The 19,077-nt window shown below is 64.0% G+C and carries 17 protein-coding genes; 7 read left to right on the plus strand and 10 right to left on the minus strand.

The genetic code is table 11. From position 1 onward, the window contains the following. Window positions 1-38: 38 nt before the first annotated feature. Window positions 39-1,571: a DHA2 family efflux MFS transporter permease subunit gene (locus tag IFT98_RS06495; protein ID WP_122713771.1), complete on the plus strand. Its 1,533-nt coding sequence runs from the start codon at window positions 39-41 to the stop codon at window positions 1,569-1,571. Between the two features lie 100 nt (window positions 1,572-1,671). Here the strand turns inward: IFT98_RS06495 and lpxH are convergent, their stop codons facing one another. Both lpxH and IFT98_RS06505 read right to left on the minus strand, forming a co-directional pair. Next, window positions 1,672-2,406: a UDP-2,3-diacylglucosamine diphosphatase gene (lpxH, locus tag IFT98_RS06500; protein WP_192047808.1), complete on the minus strand. Its 735-nt coding sequence runs from the start codon at window positions 2,404-2,406 to the stop codon at window positions 1,672-1,674. Next, window positions 2,403-2,906 carry a peptidylprolyl isomerase gene (locus IFT98_RS06505; RefSeq protein ID WP_122476043.1) on the minus strand — a complete coding sequence of 168 codons (504 nt, stop codon included), beginning with the start codon at window positions 2,904-2,906 and terminating at the stop codon, window positions 2,403-2,405. Before IFT98_RS06505 ends, lpxH begins: the two co-directional genes overlap by 4 nt. Window positions 2,907-3,135: 229 nt before the next feature. Between IFT98_RS06505 and IFT98_RS06510 the strand changes: the two genes are divergently transcribed. After that, window positions 3,136-4,833: a glutamine--tRNA ligase/YqeY domain fusion protein gene (locus IFT98_RS06510; protein WP_122713769.1), complete on the plus strand. Its 1,698-nt coding sequence runs from the start codon at window positions 3,136-3,138 to the stop codon at window positions 4,831-4,833. 29 nt (window positions 4,834-4,862) lie between these two features. Further along, window positions 4,863-6,245, plus strand: a complete 1,383-nt coding sequence (gene cysS / locus IFT98_RS06515; RefSeq protein WP_192047809.1) for a cysteine--tRNA ligase — start codon at window positions 4,863-4,865, stop codon at window positions 6,243-6,245. Between the two features lie 168 nt (window positions 6,246-6,413). On the opposite strand, the gene IFT98_RS06520 is transcribed toward cysS, so the two are convergent. Genes IFT98_RS06520 through IFT98_RS06550 form a run of 7 tightly spaced genes read right to left on the minus strand, consistent with a single transcriptional unit; the run spans window position 6,414 to window position 12,897 of the window. Further along, window positions 6,414-7,454: an ABC transporter substrate-binding protein gene (locus IFT98_RS06520; protein WP_122713767.1), complete on the minus strand. Its 1,041-nt coding sequence runs from the start codon at window positions 7,452-7,454 to the stop codon at window positions 6,414-6,416. Beyond that, window positions 7,451-8,584: an FAD-dependent oxidoreductase gene (locus IFT98_RS06525; protein WP_192047905.1), complete on the minus strand. Its 1,134-nt coding sequence runs from the start codon at window positions 8,582-8,584 to the stop codon at window positions 7,451-7,453. Before IFT98_RS06525 ends, IFT98_RS06520 begins: the two co-directional genes overlap by 4 nt. A 5-nt stretch (window positions 8,585-8,589) precedes the next feature. Beyond that, window positions 8,590-9,945 carry an FAD-dependent oxidoreductase gene (locus IFT98_RS06530; RefSeq protein WP_192047810.1) on the minus strand — a complete coding sequence of 452 codons (1,356 nt, stop codon included), beginning with the start codon at window positions 9,943-9,945 and terminating at the stop codon, window positions 8,590-8,592. Next, complete coding sequence (locus IFT98_RS06535) at window positions 9,942-10,232, minus strand: (2Fe-2S)-binding protein (RefSeq protein WP_192047811.1); 291 nt, start codon at window positions 10,230-10,232, stop codon at window positions 9,942-9,944. The genes IFT98_RS06530 and IFT98_RS06535 overlap by 4 nt, the downstream gene beginning before the upstream one ends. After that, window positions 10,232-11,026, minus strand: coding sequence for an ABC transporter permease (locus tag IFT98_RS06540; protein WP_122476031.1), 795 nt, complete (start codon window positions 11,024-11,026; stop codon window positions 10,232-10,234). Before IFT98_RS06540 ends, IFT98_RS06535 begins: the two co-directional genes overlap by 1 nt. Window positions 11,027-11,029: 3 nt before the next feature. After that, complete coding sequence (locus tag IFT98_RS06545) at window positions 11,030-11,875, minus strand: ABC transporter permease (RefSeq protein WP_122713762.1); 846 nt, start codon at window positions 11,873-11,875, stop codon at window positions 11,030-11,032. Then, window positions 11,872-12,897, minus strand: coding sequence for an ABC transporter ATP-binding protein (locus tag IFT98_RS06550; RefSeq protein ID WP_192047812.1), 1,026 nt, complete (start codon window positions 12,895-12,897; stop codon window positions 11,872-11,874). The genes IFT98_RS06545 and IFT98_RS06550 overlap by 4 nt, the downstream gene beginning before the upstream one ends. A 232-nt stretch (window positions 12,898-13,129) precedes the next feature. On the opposite strand from IFT98_RS06550, the gene IFT98_RS06555 reads away from it, so the two are divergent. After that, window positions 13,130-13,960 carry an IclR family transcriptional regulator gene (locus IFT98_RS06555; RefSeq protein ID WP_192047813.1) on the plus strand — a complete coding sequence of 277 codons (831 nt, stop codon included), beginning with the start codon at window positions 13,130-13,132 and terminating at the stop codon, window positions 13,958-13,960. Here the strand turns inward: IFT98_RS06555 and IFT98_RS06560 are convergent. Then, window positions 13,850-15,766 carry a sigma-54-dependent Fis family transcriptional regulator gene (locus IFT98_RS06560; RefSeq protein ID WP_192047814.1) on the minus strand — a complete coding sequence of 639 codons (1,917 nt, stop codon included), beginning with the start codon at window positions 15,764-15,766 and terminating at the stop codon, window positions 13,850-13,852. The genes IFT98_RS06555 and IFT98_RS06560 overlap by 111 nt on opposite strands. Before the next feature lie 256 nt (window positions 15,767-16,022). Between IFT98_RS06560 and IFT98_RS06565 the strand changes: the two genes are divergently transcribed. The 3 genes from IFT98_RS06565 to IFT98_RS06575 are packed head-to-tail and all read left to right on the plus strand — an operon-like array spanning window position 16,023 to window position 19,077. Further along, window positions 16,023-17,117, plus strand: coding sequence for an ABC transporter ATP-binding protein (locus tag IFT98_RS06565; protein ID WP_192047815.1), 1,095 nt, complete (start codon window positions 16,023-16,025; stop codon window positions 17,115-17,117). Beyond that, entirely contained in the window at window positions 17,117-18,214 is a 1,098-nt protein-coding gene (locus tag IFT98_RS06570) for an ABC transporter ATP-binding protein (RefSeq protein ID WP_192047816.1), read from the plus strand. The genes IFT98_RS06565 and IFT98_RS06570 overlap by 1 nt, the downstream gene beginning before the upstream one ends. Further along, a complete protein-coding gene (locus IFT98_RS06575) occupies window positions 18,211-19,077 on the plus strand; it encodes a carbohydrate ABC transporter permease (RefSeq protein ID WP_122476022.1) in 867 nt (288 codons plus the stop codon). The genes IFT98_RS06570 and IFT98_RS06575 overlap by 4 nt, the downstream gene beginning before the upstream one ends.

Raw genomic sequence — 19,077 nt, forward strand, 5'->3', positions numbered from 1 at the left:
GAAGGGCCGGCGCGACATCGCATTGCAAAGGGTCGGTCATGGATTCCAAAGCCTCGTTCACGCCGCCAAGCCTGTTGCTCTGCACCATCGGCCTGTCGCTGGCGACCTTCATGCAGGTGCTCGACACCACCATTGCCAACGTCGCCCTGCCGACCATTTCCGGCAACCTGGGGGTCAGTTCCGAGCAGGGCACCTGGGTCATCACTTCGTTCGCGGTGAGCAACGCCATCGCCTTGCCGCTGACCGGCTGGCTGAGTCGGCGCTTCGGTGAAGTGAAGCTGTTTCTATGGGCCACGATGCTGTTCGTGCTGGCCTCGTTTCTGTGCGGCATCTCCACCTCGATGCCCGAGCTGGTCGGCTTTCGCGTGGTGCAGGGGCTGGTCGCAGGACCGCTGTACCCGATGACGCAAACGCTGCTGATTGCCGTGTATCCACCGGCCAAGCGCGGCATGGCCCTGGCGCTGTTGGCGATGGTCACGGTGGTGGCGCCGATCGCCGGGCCGATTCTGGGTGGCTGGATCACCGACAGCTACAGTTGGCCGTGGATCTTCTTCATCAATATTCCCATCGGTTTGTTCGCCTGTGCGGTGGTGCGTCAGCAGATGGCTAAGCGGCCGGTGCATCTGAGCAGGCAGCCCATGGACTATGTCGGGCTGATCACGTTGATCATCGGCGTCGGTGCCTTGCAGGTGGTGCTGGACAAGGGCAACGATCTGGACTGGTTTGAATCTTCGTTCATCATCATCGGTTCGGTGATATCGGCGGTGGCGCTGACGGCGTTCGTCATCTGGGAGCTGACCGATGAGCATCCGGTGGTGAATCTGCGCCTGTTCGCCTTCCGCAACTTCCGCATCGGTACCTTGGTATTGGTGTTTGGCTATGCCGGGTTTTTCGGCATCAACCTGATCCTGCCGCAGTGGTTGCAGACCCAGATGGGCTATACCGCCACCTGGGCCGGCCTGGCCGTGGCACCGATCGGCATCCTGCCGGTGCTGATGTCGCCCTTTGTCGGCAAGTACGCGCACAAGTTCGATTTGCGTCTGCTCGCCGGTCTTGCGTTCGTCGCCATCGGTACCAGTTGTTTCATGCGCGCCGGCTTCAACAGTCAGGTGGATTTCCAGCATGTGGCGCTGGTGCAACTGTTCATGGGCGCCGGCGTTGCGCTGTTCTTCATGCCCACCTTGAGCATTCTGCTGTCGGACCTGCCACCGCAACAGATCGCCGACGGGTCGGGCCTGGCGACGTTCCTGCGTACGCTGGGTGGCAGTTTCGCCGCATCGTTGACGACCTGGATCTGGATTCGCCGCGCCGACCAGCATCATGCCTACCTGACCGAGAGCATCAGCACCTACGATCCGGTGACCCGCCATGCGCTGGAGCAGATGGGCGGCCACACGCCTCAGGCGTATGCGCGGATGGAGCAGATGGTCAACAGCCAGGCATACATGTTGAGTACGGTTGACTATTTCACCCTGATGGGATGGATTTTCGCCGGGCTGGTGCTGCTGGTCTGGCTGGCCAAGCCACCGTTCACCGCCAAGGCCGGGCCGGCGGCCGGTGGTGGGCATTGAAAACAGTGGTGCCTGCTCGCGGCCACTGACCGCTCCTACAGGGGCACCGCGATCTACCCGTAGGAGCGGTCAGTGGCCGCGAACAGGGCGGCGCCGTGTATCAGACCGCCAACGCCGGGAAATCGAACGGCGCCAGGTTGAAGCCCTGTTCATCCACTTGCAGCACCCACCCCTGTCGATCCCAGTCCCCCAACACGATACGCCGTGCCGGTAGATCGCCGATCTGCAGTTCATGCACCGCCGGGCGGTGGGTATGCCCGTGAATCAAGGTGGCGACGCCGAGTTGCCGCATCACCTGCGGCACCTCTTCAGGCGTTACATCGACGATGTCACGGGCCTTCATCTGGGTCTGCGCCCGGCTTTCATTGCGCAGCTTGCGGGCAAGCTTGTGGCGCGTGCCCAGCGGCAGGTGACGCAGGATGAACAGGGTCAGCGGGTTGCGCAGCACACGGCGCAGGCGCATGTAGCCCTCGTCGCGCGTGCACAGGCTGTCGCCGTGCATCAACAGCACCGGCTCGCCGTTCAAGCGCACCACGCTCGGGTCCGCCAGCAGACTGCAACCGGCCTTCCTGCAGAAGCTCGAGCCGATCAGGAAATCACGGTTGCCGTGCATCAGGAAAATCTTCGTGCCACCGTCGCTGAGCGCGCGTAGCGCTGCGCAGATGGACGATTGGAAAGGGGTCATGGCGTCGTCGCCGATCCAGGCTTCGAAGAAGTCGCCCAGAATGTACAGCGCCTCGGCTGAGCGCGCACGCCCGCCGAGGAAATCCAGAAACGCCCGGGTAATGTCCGGGCGTTCTTCCTGCAAGTGCAGATCGGAGATCAGCAGTATCACTCAGCGATCTCGGCTTTCTCGATGATCACGTCTTCAGCGGGTACGTCCTGGTGACCGGCCTTGGAGGTGGTGGACACGCCTTTGATCTTGTCGACCACGTCCTGGCCTTCGACCACTTCACCGAACACCGCGTAGCCCCAGCCCTGGGTGGTTTTCGCGGTGTGGTTGAGGAAGCTGTTGTCGCCCACGTTGATGAAGAACTGCGCCGAAGCCGAATGCGGCTCCATGGTGCGCGCCATGGCTACCGAGTACTTCTTGTTCGGCAGGCCATTGTCGGCTTCGTTCTGGATGCTCGGGCGCTTGTCTTTCTTCTCTTTCATGCCAGGCTCGAAACCGCCGCCCTGGATCATGAAGTTGCCGATCACGCGGTGGAACACGGTGTTCTCGTAGTGGCCGGCCTGCACGTACTCGAGGAAGTTGGCCACGGTCAGCGGGGCCTTTTCGGCGTTCAGTTGCAGGACGATGACGCCGTGGTTGGTGGTCAGTTTGACTTTGGACATGGGTCTCTCTCTGTTCTGTGGAGAATGTTCTGTGGAAATTCGCTAGCGACGGCGCCCAGTTTACAGGCGACGATGCCTATTCAAAGGCTGTTTTTTGCCGCGCTGCAGGATTTACCCGATAGTTTGTCGGGGCTGGCCTGTCAGCCGGTTGACCGCTTCGGCTATGATAAGCGCTTTGATTTGGTCGGCCTACCCTGGCTGCCGACGCATCGTTCGTTCAAGGATTCCAATGAGCAAGCCCACCGCCGACAACGCTCCCAACTCCAAAGGCAATGGCCCTGCCGTGCCCGCCAACTTCCTGCGCCCGATCGTCCAGGCTGACCTGGACGCCGGCAAGCACAGCCAGATCGTCACCCGCTTCCCGCCGGAGCCCAACGGCTATCTGCACATTGGCCACGCCAAGTCGATCTGCGTGAACTTCGGCCTGGCGCAGGAATTCGGCGGTGTCTGCAACCTGCGTTTCGACGACACCAATCCGGCCAAGGAAGACCAGGAATACATCGACGCCATCAAGCGCGACATCAAGTGGCTGGGCTTCGAGTGGGCCGGTGAAGAGCGTTACGCCTCGCAATACTTCGACCAGCTGCACGATTGGGCCGTGGAGCTGATCAAGCAGGGCGACGCCTACGTCTGCGACCTGACCCCCGAGCAGGCACGCGAATACCGCGGCAACCTGACCGAGCCTGGCCGCAACAGCCCGTTCCGCGAGCGCAGCGTCGAGGAAAACCTCGACCTGTTCGCGCGCATGAAGGCCGGCGAGTTCAAGGACGGCGAGCGCGTGCTGCGTGCGCGGATCGACATGGCTTCGCCGAACATGAACCTGCGCGACCCGATTCTCTATCGTATCCGCCACGCCCATCACCACCAGACCGGCGACGCTTGGTGCATCTACCCCAACTACGACTTCACTCACGGTCAGTCCGACGCCATCGAAGGCATCACGCACTCCATCTGCACCCTGGAATTCGAAGGGCATCGTCCGCTCTACGAGTGGTTCCTCGACCATCTGTCGGTGCCGGCGCACCCGCGTCAGTACGAGTTCAGCCGCCTGAACCTCAACTACACGCTGACTTCCAAGCGCAAGCTCAAGCAACTGGTCGACGAGCAGCACGTGCAGGGCTGGGACGATCCGCGCATGTCGACGCTCTCGGGCTTCCGCCGCCGCGGCTACACCCCGGCGTCGATCCGCAACTTCTGCGACATGATAGGCACCAACCGTTCCGACGGCGTGGTCGACATGTCGATGCTCGAATTCAGCATCCGTGACGACCTCGACCGCAACGCACCGCGCGCCATGTGCGTGCTGCGCCCGCTCAAGGTAGTGATCACCAATTATCCGGAAGGCCAGGTCGAGCAGCTCGAGCTGCCGCGCCACCCCAAGGAAGACATGGGCGTGCGCGCCTTGCCGTTCGAGCGCGAGCTGTACATCGACCGCGACGACTTCATGGAAGAGCCGCCCAAGGGCTACAAGCGCCTGGAACCCAACGGCGAAGTGCGCCTGCGTGGCAGCTACGTGATCCGTGCCGACGAAGCGATCAAGGACGCTGATGGCAACATCGTCGAACTGCGTTGCTCGTACGACCCGGACACCCTGGGCAAGAATCCGGAAGGGCGCAAGGTCAAGGGCGTGATCCACTGGGTACCGGCCGCCGCCAGCGTCGAGTGCGAAGTGCGCCTGTACGATCGCCTGTTCCGCTCGGCCAACCCGGAGAAGGCCGAAGACGGCGCGACGTTCCTCGACAACATCAATCCCGACTCCCTGCAGGTACTGCGCGGCTGCCGCGCCGAACCGTCGCTGGCCAACGCTGCGCCGGAAGACCGTTTCCAGTTCGAGCGCGAAGGCTATTTCTGCGCCGACCTGGTCGACACACAACCGGGTCGTCCGGTGTTCAACCGTACCGTCACCCTGCGTGACTCGTGGGGCTGAGCCTCGCCAGGCCAAGTTGAGGAATCGTTGTGCTGAACATCTACAACACGCTGAGCAAGAGCAAAGAGGTCTTCACGCCGCTGGACGGCAACAAGGTGCGCATGTACGTGTGCGGCATGACCGTCTACGACTACTGCCACCTGGGCCACGGGCGCAGCATGGTCGCTTTCGATCTGGTCACGCGCTGGCTGCGCTACAGCGGCTATGAGCTGACCTACGTGCGCAACATCACCGACATCGACGACAAGATCATCAACCGTGCGCGGGACAACGGCGAAAGCTTCGATGCCCTGACCGCGCGCATGATCGATGCGATGCACGAGGACGAGGCGCGCCTGAACATCCTCAAGCCGGACCAGGAACCGCGTGCCACCGAGCACATTCCCGGCATGCTGGCGATGATCCAGACCTTGATCGACAAGGGCTATGCCTACGCGCCGGGCAACGGCGACGTGTACTACCGGGTCGGCAAGTTTCAGGGCTATGGCAAGCTGTCGCGCAAGAAGGTCGAAGACCTGCGCATCGGTGCGCGCATCGAAGTGGAAGAAGCCAAGCAGGATCCTCTGGATTTCGTCCTGTGGAAGGGCGTCAAGCCCGGCGAGCCGAGCTGGGAGTCGCCGTGGGGCCCTGGCCGTCCGGGCTGGCATATCGAGTGCTCGGTGATGTCGACCTGCTGCCTGGGTGACACCTTCGATATTCACGGTGGTGGTAACGACCTCGAATTCCCGCACCACGAGAACGAGATCGCCCAGAGCGAAGCGGCCACCGGCAAGCCGTACGCCAACGCCTGGCTGCACTGCGGGATGATCCGTATCAACGGCGAGAAGATGTCCAAGTCGCTGAACAACTTCTTCACCATTCGCGATGTGCTGGAGAAGTATCAACCCGAGGTGGTGCGCTACCTGCTGGTTTCCAGCCATTACCGCAGCTCGATCAACTATTCCGAAGACAGCCTGAAGGAAGCCAAGGGCGCGCTGGAGCGTTTCTACCATGCGCTCAAGGGCTTGCCCAAGGTGCCGGCGGCGGGTGGCGAAGTGTTCGTCGAGCGCTTTGCCAGTGCCATGAACGATGACTTCGGTACGCCGGAAGCCTGTGCGGTGTTGTTCGATCTGGTGCGTGAGATCAACCGCGTGCGTGACAGTGACGTTGATGCCGCCGCAGGTTTGGCCGGTCGTTTGCGCGAACTGGGTGATCTGCTCGGGGTGTTGCAGCTCGACTCCGAGCAATTCCTGCAAGCCGGCGCTGCCGGGCGTGTGGACGCGGCGCAAGTGGACGCGCTCATTGCCGCCCGCCTGGCGGCACGTGCCGGCAAGGACTGGGCCGAATCCGACCGCATCCGCGACGAGTTGACCGCCATGGGTGTGGTATTGGAAGACAGCAAAGGTGTCACGACCTGGCGCCTCGCGGACTGATCCAGCAACATTCCCCGTAGGAGCGGTCAGCGGCCGCGAACCGGGCACTGCGGTGTACCAATTGGACCGCGTCGCGCCTTTCGCGGGCAGAGCCCGCTCCCACAGGTACATCGCAGTGCCCCTGTGGGAGCGGTCAGCGGCCGCGAACCGGGCGACTCGGTGCATGGCCTAGCGCTCGATGGAGCGGCTCCAGCGGGCGTTCCAGGCTGGGCGGAGCTGGTTGACCTGGTCCCAGTCGATGGCCACCGCCGTCTCCAGATACTTTTCCATCGCCTGCACCTGCCCACGGGTCTTGTCGGTGGTTGGGGTATTGGGGTTGGACGGTATCTGGTCGCCTTCCTCCAGTGCCGGTGCCTGGGCCTCGGGGCTCAGCAGGTAAGCTGCCAGCTTCTGGGCCAGTTCGGGCTGGTCGTTCTTGGCGATCACACATTCCGCCACGTTGAGCACTACCGCGCCTTCCTTGGGTTGCGCGTATTCAACGGGCACTCCGCGCAGTTTCAAGGCGGTCACCTGAGTCGGCGTCAGCGGAAACAGCGCCGCCTCGTCGGTCTGCACCATCTCGGAAATCTTCGCCGAACTGGCAATGTACTCCAGCACATTCGGCCCGACCGTCTTTGGCCACGCCTTGAACCCAGGTTCGACGTCGGTTTCGCTGCCGCCCTGCAAACGGTTGAACATCAAGAAGCCGTGCAGGCCGAATGTCGAGGAGGCGAGTGACTGAAACACCAGCTTTTCCTTGAAACGGCTGTCGGCCATGTCCATCCACGAGGTAGGAGCGGCCCAGCCATTCTTTTTGAACAGGCGGGTGTTGTAGGCCAGCCCGGTCACCCCCAGGCTGACGGCAGCCGCCTGATCCTTGATCCGCGCCTTGGCCGGGATGGCCGCCAGGCCATCGCTGTCCTGCAGGGTGTCGCACAAGCCCATGGAGATGGCGCGGTACATGATGCCGTCGTCCAGAAACATCACGTGGATCTGCGGATTGTCCTTGCTGGCCTGGACCTTGGCGAGAATGTCCGACGAAGTACCTGGCACGATGACCACCTTCACATCGTTGGCTTGCTCGAACGCCGGCAGCACCTTGTCGGCATACAGGCGTTCCATGGTGCCGCCGTTCATGCCCAGGTAGAGCGTAGGCCCGGCCTGTGCGCCTGTGGCAGCCAGCAGGGCGGCGAGGGAGAGTGCGTGAACCGTACGTTTGACTGGCTTCATGAAAGCGACCTTCCTGTATGCAGTTCAAGGGGAGAAAAGCGTTGGATGGAAAACGCGTCGATCGGCGCTCGACTGCTGCCCTCGACGATCAGTTGCGACAAGGCTTCACCGACTGCCGGGCCGATCTGGAAACCGGCTCCGGCAAAGCCGAATGCATGGATCAGGCCCGGCTGCACCAGGCTGTGGCCGATCACCGGCTCACGATCGGGCAGGTAGCCTTCGGTCCCGCTCCAGGTACGGATCGCCTGCGCGCCGTGCAGGAACGGGTACAACTCGACGGCGTTGCGCAGGATATCCAGAGTGGCCAGCTGACCGGGCCGTGCCCGCAATGTGTCCACGGCGAACCCCTGCCCGCCGCCGAGCACGCAATTGCCCCGTGCTACCTGGCGTGCGTAGATACCACCGCCCTCGACCCCGGTGCTGACGTCCATGACCACAGGCAGCGGTTCGGTCACCAGCATTGCCGGGTGGCCGCTGGTCATCGGTACCTGCTCGCCGAACTGTTCGGCGATGTGGTTGGCCCAGGCCCCGGCACAGTTGAGCAGCCAGGGTGCGCGCAGCCGTTCGCCGTTGCTGCAGGCCAGCACGAACGCCTGGCCGTCATGGTCGTAGGCCAGCGGCTGCACCTGCTCGACGATCCGTGCACCCGCTCGCATGGCCGCTGCCGCGAAGGCGGGCGATACCAGGCGCGGGTTGGCATGCCCGTCCGCGCTGCACAGTGACGCACCCACGGCCACGTCGCCCACCCAGGCAAAACGCTGGCGCAACTGACGACGGTCAAGCAGCTCCACACCCAGATCGAAATCCGCGGCGGCGTCGGCCCAGTCTTGCAGCCGGGCCATGTCGGAATCGCTGCGGGCCAGCTTCAAATGACCGGAACGCACGTACTCGCCGTCGATGCCGATCAGCCCAGGCAGATCGCTCCACAGCTCATGGGCACGCTGCGACAGCGGCAACTGCACCAGTGAACGGCCCTGACGGCGCACGCCGCCGTAGTTCACGCCGCTGGACCGCGAGCCGCAGAAATCGCGCTCCAGCAGCACCACTCGCTGACCACGCAACGCCAGCATCAAGGCTGCCGAAGCACCGACTATTCCGCCGCCGACAATGATCACATCGGTTTCGCACACTTGGCTCAAGGCTGCACCTCCACACCGAAGGGCAGCGGCTTGATGGGCGCCTGGGCGCGCAGGCGACCCACTGCCTGCGGTGCACACGCGGCCGCCTGAGCGATGATTTCCACCGCTGCACTGCCGCACATGCGCCCCTGGCAACGGCCCATGCCGACTCGACAATGGGCTTTGACTCGGTTGATATCGGTATGCCCTTGGGCGACCACCTCGCGCACCGCGCCGACGCTGATTTCCTCGCACCGGCAGAGCATCAATTCATCGGGTGCCTGGCGGGCCCAGTCCTCGGGAAACGGGAAGGCGTCTTCCAAGCCGGCGCGAAACCCCTGGGCGCGCGCCAGTTGCCGTTCCAGGTGCGCACCACGCCTGGCGTCGACGGCCACGCCCAGGTCTTCGAGCAGGGCCAGGGCGGCGCGCTCGCCGGCCATTTCCGCCGCATCGGCGCCCATGATCCCAGCGCCATCACCAGCCAGGTAGACCCCCGGCACGCTGCTGCGTCCGGCCTGGTCGCGGCTCGGCAGCCAGGCCCGGTTGAGCGGGCTCCAGGCAAACGCGCAACCGAGCAGGTCTGCCAGTTGCGTTTCACTGCGCAGCGCGTGAGCGAAGGCCAACCCGTCACAGGCCAGGGTGTGTCGTTTGCCGCCTTGCTGCCAGGTGACGGCTTCGACCCGGCGCTGGCCGTCGACCGTGACCAGGTTCGCGCCCTGATGCACGGCGATCCCGTGGGCGGTCAACCAGCCCCGGTAATACAAGCCCTTGGCCAGGGTCAGGGGCTGACGCAGCAGCCGGGGCAGGGCCGCGACCTGAGCAGCGAACGGCGAGCTGTCCAGTACCGCCAGCACCCGCGCGCCGGCCTTGGCGTATTGATAGGCCACCAGGTACAGCAGCGGCCCACTGCCGGCGAACACCACCTGCTCGCCGATCGCGCACCCCTGGGCCTTCAGGGCAATCTGCGCGGCGCCGAGGCTGTAGACGCCGGGCAGCGTCCAACCCGGCACCGGCAGGATGCGGTCGGTTGCGCCGGTGGCGATCAACAGCCGATCGTATCCAACGGTGTCGACGCGCTGCTGGTTGAGCGTGTGCAGGTAACCGTCCTCGGCGTTCCATACCAGCGTGTCGGGACGGTAGTCGATCTGCCCGCGCAATGCGTCCAACGCCTGATGCACCGCACCTGCCTTGCGCGCTTCGAAGCCATAGAGCTGGCTGGCAGGACGTTGAAAGTTGTCCGGTGCACGTCGGTAGACCTGGCCGCCGCCCTGCAGGGCTTCGTCCACCAGGCACGGGCGCAGGCCATGGGCGGCCAAGGTCTGCGCGGCACGGATGCCGGCAGGTCCGGCGCCGACGATCACCACCACGTTCACGAGCGCCGCCCCGGTTCGCGGTCGACCTGCATGCCGGCTGCCAATGGCGTGGCACAGGCGCGCACGCGGCGGCCGTCGCCCAAGCGCACCCAGCAATCCTGGCAGGCGCCCATCAGGCAGAAACCGGCACGGGCCTGGGCACTGAAGTCGCTGCCGCGCAGGTGCTCGGCGCAGGTCAGTACCGCAGTGAGCAGGGTATCCCCGGCCAGACCGGCCACCGCTTGTCCATCGAGGGTGAAGGGTACCGACGCGCGATCGAGCTCGGCCAGGCGCTTGAACAAAGCCATCAGTTTTTCCCCACCAGTACGCGGTCCAGGCCATACACCCGATCGAGCAGAATCATGGTCGCGGCGGTCAAGGCGATCACCAGCGCCGACACGGCCGCCATCATCGGGTCGATGGACTCGGTGGCATACACGTACATGCGCACCGGCAGGGTCTGGGTTGCGGGCGATGTGACGAAGATCGACAGGGTCACCTCGTCGAAGCTGTTGATGAACGCCAGCAGCCAGCCCCCGGCTACCCCCGGCAGGATCATCGGCAGGGTGATCTGGCGAAACAGGGTGAAACGGCTGGCGCCCAGCGATTCCGCCGCTTGCTCGGCGCTGCGGTCGATGCCGATGGCGGCGGCGATCACCAGACGCAGCACATAAGGGGTGATCACCACCACATGGGCCAGCATCAGCCAGACGAAGCTGCCATTGACCCCCATCAGCGCGAACAGGCGCAGCATCGCCACGCCCAGCACCAGGTGCGGAATGATGATCGGCGAGAGAAACAGCGCATTGAGGAAGTCGCGTCCCGGAAAGTGATAGCGGGTGATCGCCAGCGCCGCCGGCACGGCGATCAGGGTCGCCAGGGTTGCAGCGACCACCGCCAGGATCAGGCTGTTATAGAACGCGTCGATGAAATCGGCGCGCTCGAACACGGCGCGGAACCAGCGCAGGGAAAATCCGGAAGTGGGCAGGGTGAGGGTGTTCTCCGGGGTGAACGCCACCAGGCACACCACCACCAGCGGGGCCAGCATGAACACCACTACCAGGGCATGAAACGACAGGGCCAACGGACCGTTCTTGGACATCGATCATTCCCCCAGGGCTTTCTTGTAGCGACCTTCGACCAGGCGGTTCCAAGACAGCATGATCAGCAGGTTGGCCAGCAACAGCGCCACGGCAATGGTCGCGCCCATGGGCCAGTTGAGTTCCGACAGGTACTGGTCGTAGACCACCGTGGCGACCATCTTCAAACGGCGTCCGCCGAGCAGGCCGGGAATGGCGAACGAGCTGGCCGCCAGGCCGAAGACGATCAGCGTGCCCGACAGCACGCCGGGCATGATCTGCGGCAGCACCACCATACGCATCACCTTCGCCTGGCTTGCGCCCAGCGATTGCGCGGCCTGCTCGGCAGCCGGGTCGAGCTTCTGCAGCGAGGTCCAGACCGGGATGATCATGAACGGCAACATCACATGCACCAGCGCCAGAATCACCGCGAACGGTGTATAGAGCATTTTCAGCGGCCGCCCGCCCAAGGCGGCGATAGCCTGGTTGATCAGGCCATCGGCGCCCAGCAAGAGGCTCCAGCCAAAGGCGCGCACCACCACCGAAATCAGCAGCGGGGTCAGGATCAGAATCAGGAAGATCGAGCGCCACGGCGTGCCCATGCGGCTGAGGATGTAGGCCTCCGGCACGCCGATCACCACGCACAGCAAGGTCACCAGGGCGCTGATCCAGAACGTCCGCCAGAAAATCTCGTAGAAATAGCCGTCGCTGAGCAGGGCGGCGTAGTTGGCCAGTGTGTAGCTGTCGCTCTTGACCCCCACTTCGTAGTCGAACAGGTTGAACGACAGCACCAGGGTCAGGCCCAGCGGGACGATCAGCAGGCCGACGAACAGTGCCAGCGCCGGCGCCGACAATAGGTATCCGCGGCTCATGCGCAGGCCTCGCTAGCGAGCACTCGAAGCAGCTCGCCTGGCCAGTCCAGGCCGACGGTGACGCCGGTGGCCAGCGGTGCGCTGCCATCGTTGCGGCGCACTACGGTGATTTCGCCGAGCACGGTTTCCAAGCGATACAGCCACTGGCTGCCGAGAAAATAGCGGGTCACGATACGGCCCTGGATGCGCCCTTCATCGGCGTTGCAGAAATCGATCTTCTCCGGGCGCAGGCTCAACATCAGTTCGCCTTCCCCGGCCTGTGCCAAGACCTGTGGCTGGCCCAGCGCGTCGTACTCGCCGGGCAGCAGGTTGGCCTTGCCGACGAAACCGGAAATGAACGGCGTGCGGGGGTGCTCGTAGAGCTTGTAGGGCTCGTCGATCTGGGTGACCTGACCGGCCTGCATCACCACCACCCGGTCGCTGATCGACAAGGCCTCGGCCTGGTCGTGGGTCACCATCAGGGTGGTGATGCCGACTTCACACTGGATGCGACGAATCTCGAACTGCATTTCCTCGCGCAGGCTCGCGTCAAGGTTGGACAGTGGCTCGTCGAGCAGCAGCACCGGCGGCTGGATCACCAGTGCGCGGGCCAGGGCCACACGCTGACGCTGGCCCCCGGACAGCTCGCGAGGGTAACGCTCGGCATGGGCGGTCAGGCGCACCAGCGCCAGCACCTGGTCGACACGGGTACGAATGTCGCTGCTGCCAACCTTGCGCATCTTCAAACCGAAAGCCACGTTGTCGCGCACGCTCATGTGCGGGAACAGCGCGTAGCTCTGGAACACCACGCCAAGGCCGCGGCTGCTGGGTTTGGCATGGGTGATGTCGCGGCCGTCGAGCACGATCCGGCCGCTGGTCACATCGACGAAACCGGCAATCATCTGCAGCGTGGTGGTCTTGCCGCAACCCGAAGGGCCGAGCAGCGAGACGAACTCGCCCTGGCTGACGCTCAGGTCGGTCGCCACCACGGCCTGCACGGGTCCGTAGCGTTTGCACAGTGCTTGAAGTTCGAGAAAGGCCATGGCTGCGTTCTACCTGTCGTTGTCGGCCGCATGTGCGGTGCGTTGATCGAGGGCAGAGGCGAAAGGGGTCCTGCGATGGGGTGGCGCTCGTTCTGAGTCGGCTGCCGGCTATTGTTGGTCTCGCCCCGTGGACGAAGAGTAGGACGAAGACTAGGATGGCGAAAGCGCTTATTTCACTGAGCGGGTGGTTATTTTCACATTAATCCTTTCAATGAAATCGGATGAGCAAAATATGAAATACGATTCCACTGAACGGAATTCGGAGCCAGGTGTGGGCGGTGTCTCCCGGCTGTTTGCCGTGTTGCGTGGATTGTCGGCAGCGCCGACCGAGGGCGAACGCGTCATCCAGCTCGCCGAGCGCATCGGCCTGTCGCAACCCACTACGCACCGCCTGTTGCGCGGGCTGGTGGAGGAGGGCATGGTCGAGCAGGATGCGCGCAGCAAACGCTATCGGCTGAGCCTGGAGTTCTTCGCCCTGGCCGCCCGCGCCGGCAATGGCAGCAACCTGCGCGAGCTGGCGCGCCCCAGCCTGCTGCGGCTGTCGGCGTCGTTGGGCGACTCGCTGTTTCTACTGGCGCGCAGCGGTTTCGATGCCATCTGCCTGGACCGCAGCGAAGGGCCCTACCCGATACGCACCTTCACCGGCGACATCGGCGGTCGTGTTGCGCTGGGGGTAGGGCAAGGCAGCCTGGCGATCCTCGCGTTCCTGCCCGAAGACGAGCGCGAAACCGTGATCCACTACAACCTGCCCCGGCTCAAGGACCTGCACTTGTACGACGAAGTGCTGCTGCGCTCGGAAGTCGACAGCGTTCGCCAGCTCGGCTATGCCGCGCGCAACACCGGTGTGCTGCCCGGCATGGCAGGCCTGGCAGTGCCGATACTCGACCGCAACGGCCACGCGGTGGCGGCCCTCAGCGTGGCCACCATCAGCGATCGACTTGGCCCCGACCGTCTACCCACGGTGGTCGAGCTGCTCAAGCGCGAAGCCGCTGCCATCGGCCCACGGCTGAACCCCTTCGACCCGACCCTGCGCAGGCCCTCGCAGACGTTTGGCAGGGTCTGAAGAGGCGTCTTGCCCAGCATGTCCCTGCTCGCGCAGGCGCTTGTACAGCGTATTGCGGCTGACCCCCAGGCGCCTGGCAAGGCGCGAGATGTTGCCGTCGCTGGCCTGCAGCAACTCGCCCAGATCACTGACCTTGGCCAGGGTCAGCAGCGGGCGCGGCAAGGCCTGTTCCTGCGCCGGCAACGGGCCCGCCTCGCGAAGAAAATCCTCGGGCAGATGGTCCAGGCCTATCAGCTCCTCATCGGCCAGTACCAGCGCGACCTTGACCACCGCAGACAACTGACGCACGTTGCCAGGCCAGGGGTGAGCCATGAATGCGGCCCACACCTGGGCACTGAAACCGGCGCTCTGCTGAGGTTCGCGGTGCGACTCCCACACCTGTTCGATGAGCTCGCGCTTGTCGCTGCGCGCGTGCAGGGTCGGCAGGTGCAGGGTCATGCCAGCCAGGCGGTAGTAGAGGTCTTCGCGGAACAGGCCGGCCTGCACCCGCTGGCGCAGATCCTCATGGGTCGCGGAAATCAGACGAATGTCCACCGGTATCGGGTCGCCACAGCCCAGCGGCTGGATGCAGCGCTCCTGCAATACGCGCAGCAGCCGTGCCTGGGTGGGCAACGGCATGTCGCCGATCTCGTCGAGGAACAGAATGCCCTTGTCGGCCTTGCGCACCAGCCCGGGGCTGCCCTTCTGGCTGGCCCCGGTGAAGGCGCCCCGCTCGTAGCCGAACAGTTCCGACTCGACCAGCTCGGCGGGAATCGCCGCACAGTTGACCGCAATCAGCGGGCAAGACGCGCGGCTGCTGGCCCGGTGCAGGGCCTTGACCAACACTTCCTTGCCGGTACCGGTGTCACCGCGCAGCAGCAACGGCACGTCCTTCTCCAACAGGCGCAGACCCTGCTGCATGGCTTTGTCCAGGCGCGGGTCGGTGCCACGTCGCGCTGCAGCCGGAGCGGCGCACACCAGCGGTTTCTTGAGCAGGCACTGCAACCGGTTGCGCCCTGGCGGCTGCAAGGCGAACGTGCGCTCCGGCGGATGGTCGAGCAGTGCCTGCGGCGTCAGCCGGAACACCTGCTGCACGGTCAGCCCCGGAAGCTCGACACCCAGCAGGCTGTCGGCGCGACGGTTGGCGGCCAGCACGCGACCGTTGTCGTCGAACACCAGCAGCCCGGCCCACTGGCTGTCGAGGTTGTTGACCCCGGTATTGAAGATCAATTGGTAATGCCGGTCGGCGAACGCCTCGAGGATCAGGCGGTTCTCGACCGTCTGGCTCATCATCTTCACCAACCCGAGGGTGTGCGAAGGCGGCAGGTGACTGTCGCTGGAAACGTCCAGTACCGCGACCATTCGCCGTTGCGCGTCGAAGATCGGTGACGCCGAGCCGTTCATCAGACGGTTGGCAAGCAGAAAGTGCTCGTCGGGCTCGACATGCACGGCCTGGCGGCAGGCCAGTGCAGTGCCGATCGGATTGGTCCCGGCCGACGTTTCCAGCCAGCAGGCGCCGGGAACGAAACCTGCGTGGCTGCGGATGGCGCCCGGCTGCTCTCCCCACGATCTGAGCACGCGCGCCTGCGCGTCCGCCAGCCGAATCAAGCAGCGCGAGTTGCCCAGGATGTGTTCGTAGTAGGGCAGTACTTCGCGATGGGTGGTGTGCAGCAGGGCGTGATGACAGTCGAGCATCTGTTGCAGTGCACCGAGCGCCAGCGGCTCGAAACGCGGCGCGTGATGATGCTCCAGCCCCGCTTCGCGACAGCGAGCCCAGGAGCGTTGAATGAGCTGGTCATGGGCAAGCAGTGGATTGGATACGGACATGGTTCGAGTATCCCGGCGCGCGGCCTTGTTGTTTTTGTTCATGCAGTGTTGTTCACGGCTGTTCATTGTCAATGCGCCAGGCGTTCATTTTTGTTCAGTGATGAACCCCGTCTGTCGTCGCCACGAATCCTCGAACCGTTTGGCTGGCGCTTGCAGCCGCGACTGGCGGCAATTGGCACGGTTATCGCTCTGGGTTTGCCAGCAGTCGTACCGATGCGAAGCCGCAACCGCTTCCAATAATAAAAAAGGCGCCGCCATGTCCCTTGTGCTCGAGCAGGTCACTCGTCGTGTGGAAAATCAGCTGTACATCGACAATGCGTCGCTGGTGCTGGAACCCGGTTCGTTCAACGTTCTGCTGGGACGTACCCTGTCTGGAAAGACCAGCCTCATGCGGCTGATGGCCGGCCTGGACAAACCTGACCAGGGCCGCGTGTTGATGAACGGTGTGGACGTGACCGGCAAACCGGTGCGCCAGCGCAACGTCTCCATGGTCTACCAGCAGTTCATCAACTACCCGACCATGACCGTCTTCGACAACATTGCCTCGCCGCTGCGCCAGGCCGGCATGGCCCGCGAGCAGATCGAGGAGCGCGTGTTGCAGACCGCACGCATGTTGCGGATCGAGCCGTTCCTCAAGCGCCACCCGCTGGAATTGTCCGGTGGCCAGCAACAACGCACGGCCATGGCCCGCGCGCTGGTCAAGGATGCCGAACTGATCCTGTTCGACGAACCGCTGGTGAACCTCGACTACAAGCTGCGCGAAGAACTGCGTTTCGAGATGCGCGAGTTGTTCCTGACCCGCCATACCATTGCCGTGTACGCCACCACCGAACCCAACGAAGCCCTGGCGCTGGGCGGCACCACCACCATTCTTCACGAGGGGCGGGTGATTCAGAGTGGCAGGACGCCGGAGGTCTACCACCGGCCAGCCACGGTGCTGGCGGCCGAGCTGTTTTCCGAACCGCCGATCAACCTGATCGAAGGTCGCATCGGTGGTCAGGAAGTCAGCTTCGCCAACTTCGTTCACTTCGCCCGCAATCTCGACCTGTCCGGCGTCCCCGATGGCGATTACCGCTTCGGCGTGCGACCCAGCCACATCGGCCTGACCCCCAGCAATGACGACGACCTGGAACTGGCGGTAACCGTGGAGCTTGCGGAAATCAGCGGCTCGGAGACGTTCCTGCACGTACGCAACGAGTACTTTTCGCTGGTGCTGCATCTGCCGGGCGTCCACGACTATGCGGTGGACGCGGCCATACCGGTGTACATCCCGACCCACAAGCTGTTCGTGTTCCAGCGCGACGGACAATTGGTCCAGGCCCCCGGCCTGCGTGTAGCGAGGGCTGCCTGATGGCCGAGATACGTCTGCAGCACCTGGCCCACAGTTACAGCGCCCATCCGGCGGGGCCCGAAGACTATGCCATCCGCGAGATGGATCACATCTGGGAGCAGGGCGGCGCCTACGCCTTGCTCGGCCCGTCCGGGTGCGGCAAATCGACCTTGCTCAACATCATTTCCGGGTTGCTCAGCCCCTCCCACGGGCAGGTGCTGTTCGACGGCAAGGTAGTCAACGAGCTGCCACCCGAGCAGCGCAACATTGCCCAGGTGTTCCAGTTTCCGGTGGTGTACGACACCATGACGGTATTCGACAACCTGGCATTCCCCTTGCGCAACCAGGGCAAGTCCGAGGAACAGGTCAAGGTTCGGGTGCAGGAAGTGGCCGAGGTGCTCGACTTGCAACGCTTGCTGCAGCGCAAGGCGCGCAATCTCAGTGCCGACGAAAAACAGAAAGTGTCGATGGGCCGCGGCCTGGTACGCGACGACGTCTCGGCGATCCTTTTCGATGAGCCGCTGACGGTCATCGACCCGCACCTGAAATGGAAACTGCGGCGCAAGCTCAAGCAGATCCACGAGCAGTTCAACATCACCATGGTCTACGTCACCCACGACCAGCTCGAGGCATCCACCTTCGCCGACAAGATCGCGGTCATGTACGGCGGCCAGATCGTCCAGTTCGGCACCCCGCGCGAGCTGTTCGAACGACCGGCGCACACCTTCGTCGGCTACTTCATCGGCAGCCCCGGCATGAACCTCGTCGATGTCCAGCCCGAGCGTGGCGGGGTCGGCTTCGGCGGCATTCATGTGCCGTTGTCGGAGGCCTTGCAGGCGCGCATTGCCCAGGGCGGCTGGCAACGCCTGCAGATCGGCATCCGCCCCGAGTTCATCCGGGTCTGGGACGAAGGCTTCGAGGCGGCCCTGCACAGTGAACAGGTCCACCTGGAAGACCTGGGCACCTACAAGATTCTCACCCTGGTGCTCGGCGGCCAGACCTTCAAGGTGCGCTTGCCCGAGGACCGCACCGTGCCTGAAGGCACGGTGTTCATCAGTTTTCCCGCGCAGTGGCTGATGGTCTATGCCGATGACCGTCTGCTGGAGGTGAACCCATGAACAAGGTCCAGAACAACAAGGCCTGGTGGCTGGTGCTGCCGGTGTTCCTGCTGGTGGCGTTCAGCGCCGTGATTCCAATGATGACCGTGGTCAACTATTCGGTGCAGGACATCTTCGACCAATCCAGCCGCTACTTCGTCGGCGCCGACTGGTACCGCCAGGTCCTGCAGGACCCACGCCTGCACGATTCGCTGCTGCGCCAGTTCATCTATTCGGGCTGCGTGCTGCTGATCGAGATACCGCTGGGCATCGCCATCGCCCTGACCATGCCGGCCAAGGGCCGCTGGTCGTCGCTGTGCCTGATCGTCATGGCCATTCCCCTGCTGATTCCCTGGAACGTGGTGGGCACCATCTGGCAGATCTTCGGCCGCGCCGACATCGGCTTGCTGGGCTACACGCTCAACGCCATGGGCATCAGCTACAACTATGCGTCCAACACTGTGGACGCCTGGGTCACGGTGCTGGTCATGGATGTGTGGCACTGGACTTCGCTGGTGGCGCTGCTGTGCTATTCAGGCCTGCGCGCCATCCCCGACGTGTACTACCAGGCTGCGCGTATCGACCGCGCCTCGAACTGGGCGGTGTTCCGGCACATCCAGTTGCCGAAGATGAAAAGCGTGCTGTTGATCGCGGTCATGCTGCGCTTCATGGACAGCTTCATGATCTACACCGAGCCCTTCGTGCTGACCGGTGGCGGGCCGGGCAATGCCACCACGTTCCTCAGCCAGACCCTGACGCAGATGGCCGTGGGTCAGTTCGACCTGGGCCCGGCCGCAGCCTTCTCGCTGGTGTACTTCCTGATCATCCTGCTGGTGTCCTGGCTGTTCTATACCGCCATGACCCACAACGACAAGCAAGGTTGA

The sequence above is a fragment of the Pseudomonas sp. CFBP 8770 genome (genome assembly GCF_014841705.1).
Classification (GTDB): domain Bacteria; phylum Pseudomonadota; class Gammaproteobacteria; order Pseudomonadales; family Pseudomonadaceae; genus Aquipseudomonas.

Bases quoted from the DNA above. Each gene is read 5' to 3' on its own strand.
- IFT98_RS06495 (WP_122713771.1), top strand. From the start codon at position 39: ATGGATTCCAAAGCCTCGTTCACGCCGCCAAGCCTGTTGCTCTGCACC.
- IFT98_RS06505 (WP_122476043.1), bottom strand. From the start codon at position 2,906: ATGTCCAAAGTCAAACTGACCACCAACCACGGCGTCATCGTCCTGCAA.
- IFT98_RS06510 (WP_122713769.1), top strand. From the start codon at position 3,136: ATGAGCAAGCCCACCGCCGACAACGCTCCCAACTCCAAAGGCAATGGC.
- IFT98_RS06520 (WP_122713767.1), bottom strand. From the start codon at position 7,454: ATGAAGCCAGTCAAACGTACGGTTCACGCACTCTCCCTCGCCGCCCTG.
- IFT98_RS06535 (WP_192047811.1), bottom strand. From the start codon at position 10,232: ATGGCTTTGTTCAAGCGCCTGGCCGAGCTCGATCGCGCGTCGGTACCC.
- IFT98_RS06540 (WP_122476031.1), bottom strand. From the start codon at position 11,026: ATGTCCAAGAACGGTCCGTTGGCCCTGTCGTTTCATGCCCTGGTAGTG.
- IFT98_RS06545 (WP_122713762.1), bottom strand. From the start codon at position 11,875: ATGAGCCGCGGATACCTATTGTCGGCGCCGGCGCTGGCACTGTTCGTC.
- IFT98_RS06550 (WP_192047812.1), bottom strand. From the start codon at position 12,897: ATGGCCTTTCTCGAACTTCAAGCACTGTGCAAACGCTACGGACCCGTG.
- IFT98_RS06555 (WP_192047813.1), top strand. From the start codon at position 13,130: ATGAAATACGATTCCACTGAACGGAATTCGGAGCCAGGTGTGGGCGGT.
- IFT98_RS06560 (WP_192047814.1), bottom strand. From the start codon at position 15,766: ATGTCCGTATCCAATCCACTGCTTGCCCATGACCAGCTCATTCAACGC.
- IFT98_RS06565 (WP_192047815.1), top strand. From the start codon at position 16,023: ATGTCCCTTGTGCTCGAGCAGGTCACTCGTCGTGTGGAAAATCAGCTG.
- IFT98_RS06570 (WP_192047816.1), top strand. From the start codon at position 17,117: ATGGCCGAGATACGTCTGCAGCACCTGGCCCACAGTTACAGCGCCCAT.
- IFT98_RS06575 (WP_122476022.1), top strand. From the start codon at position 18,211: ATGAACAAGGTCCAGAACAACAAGGCCTGGTGGCTGGTGCTGCCGGTG.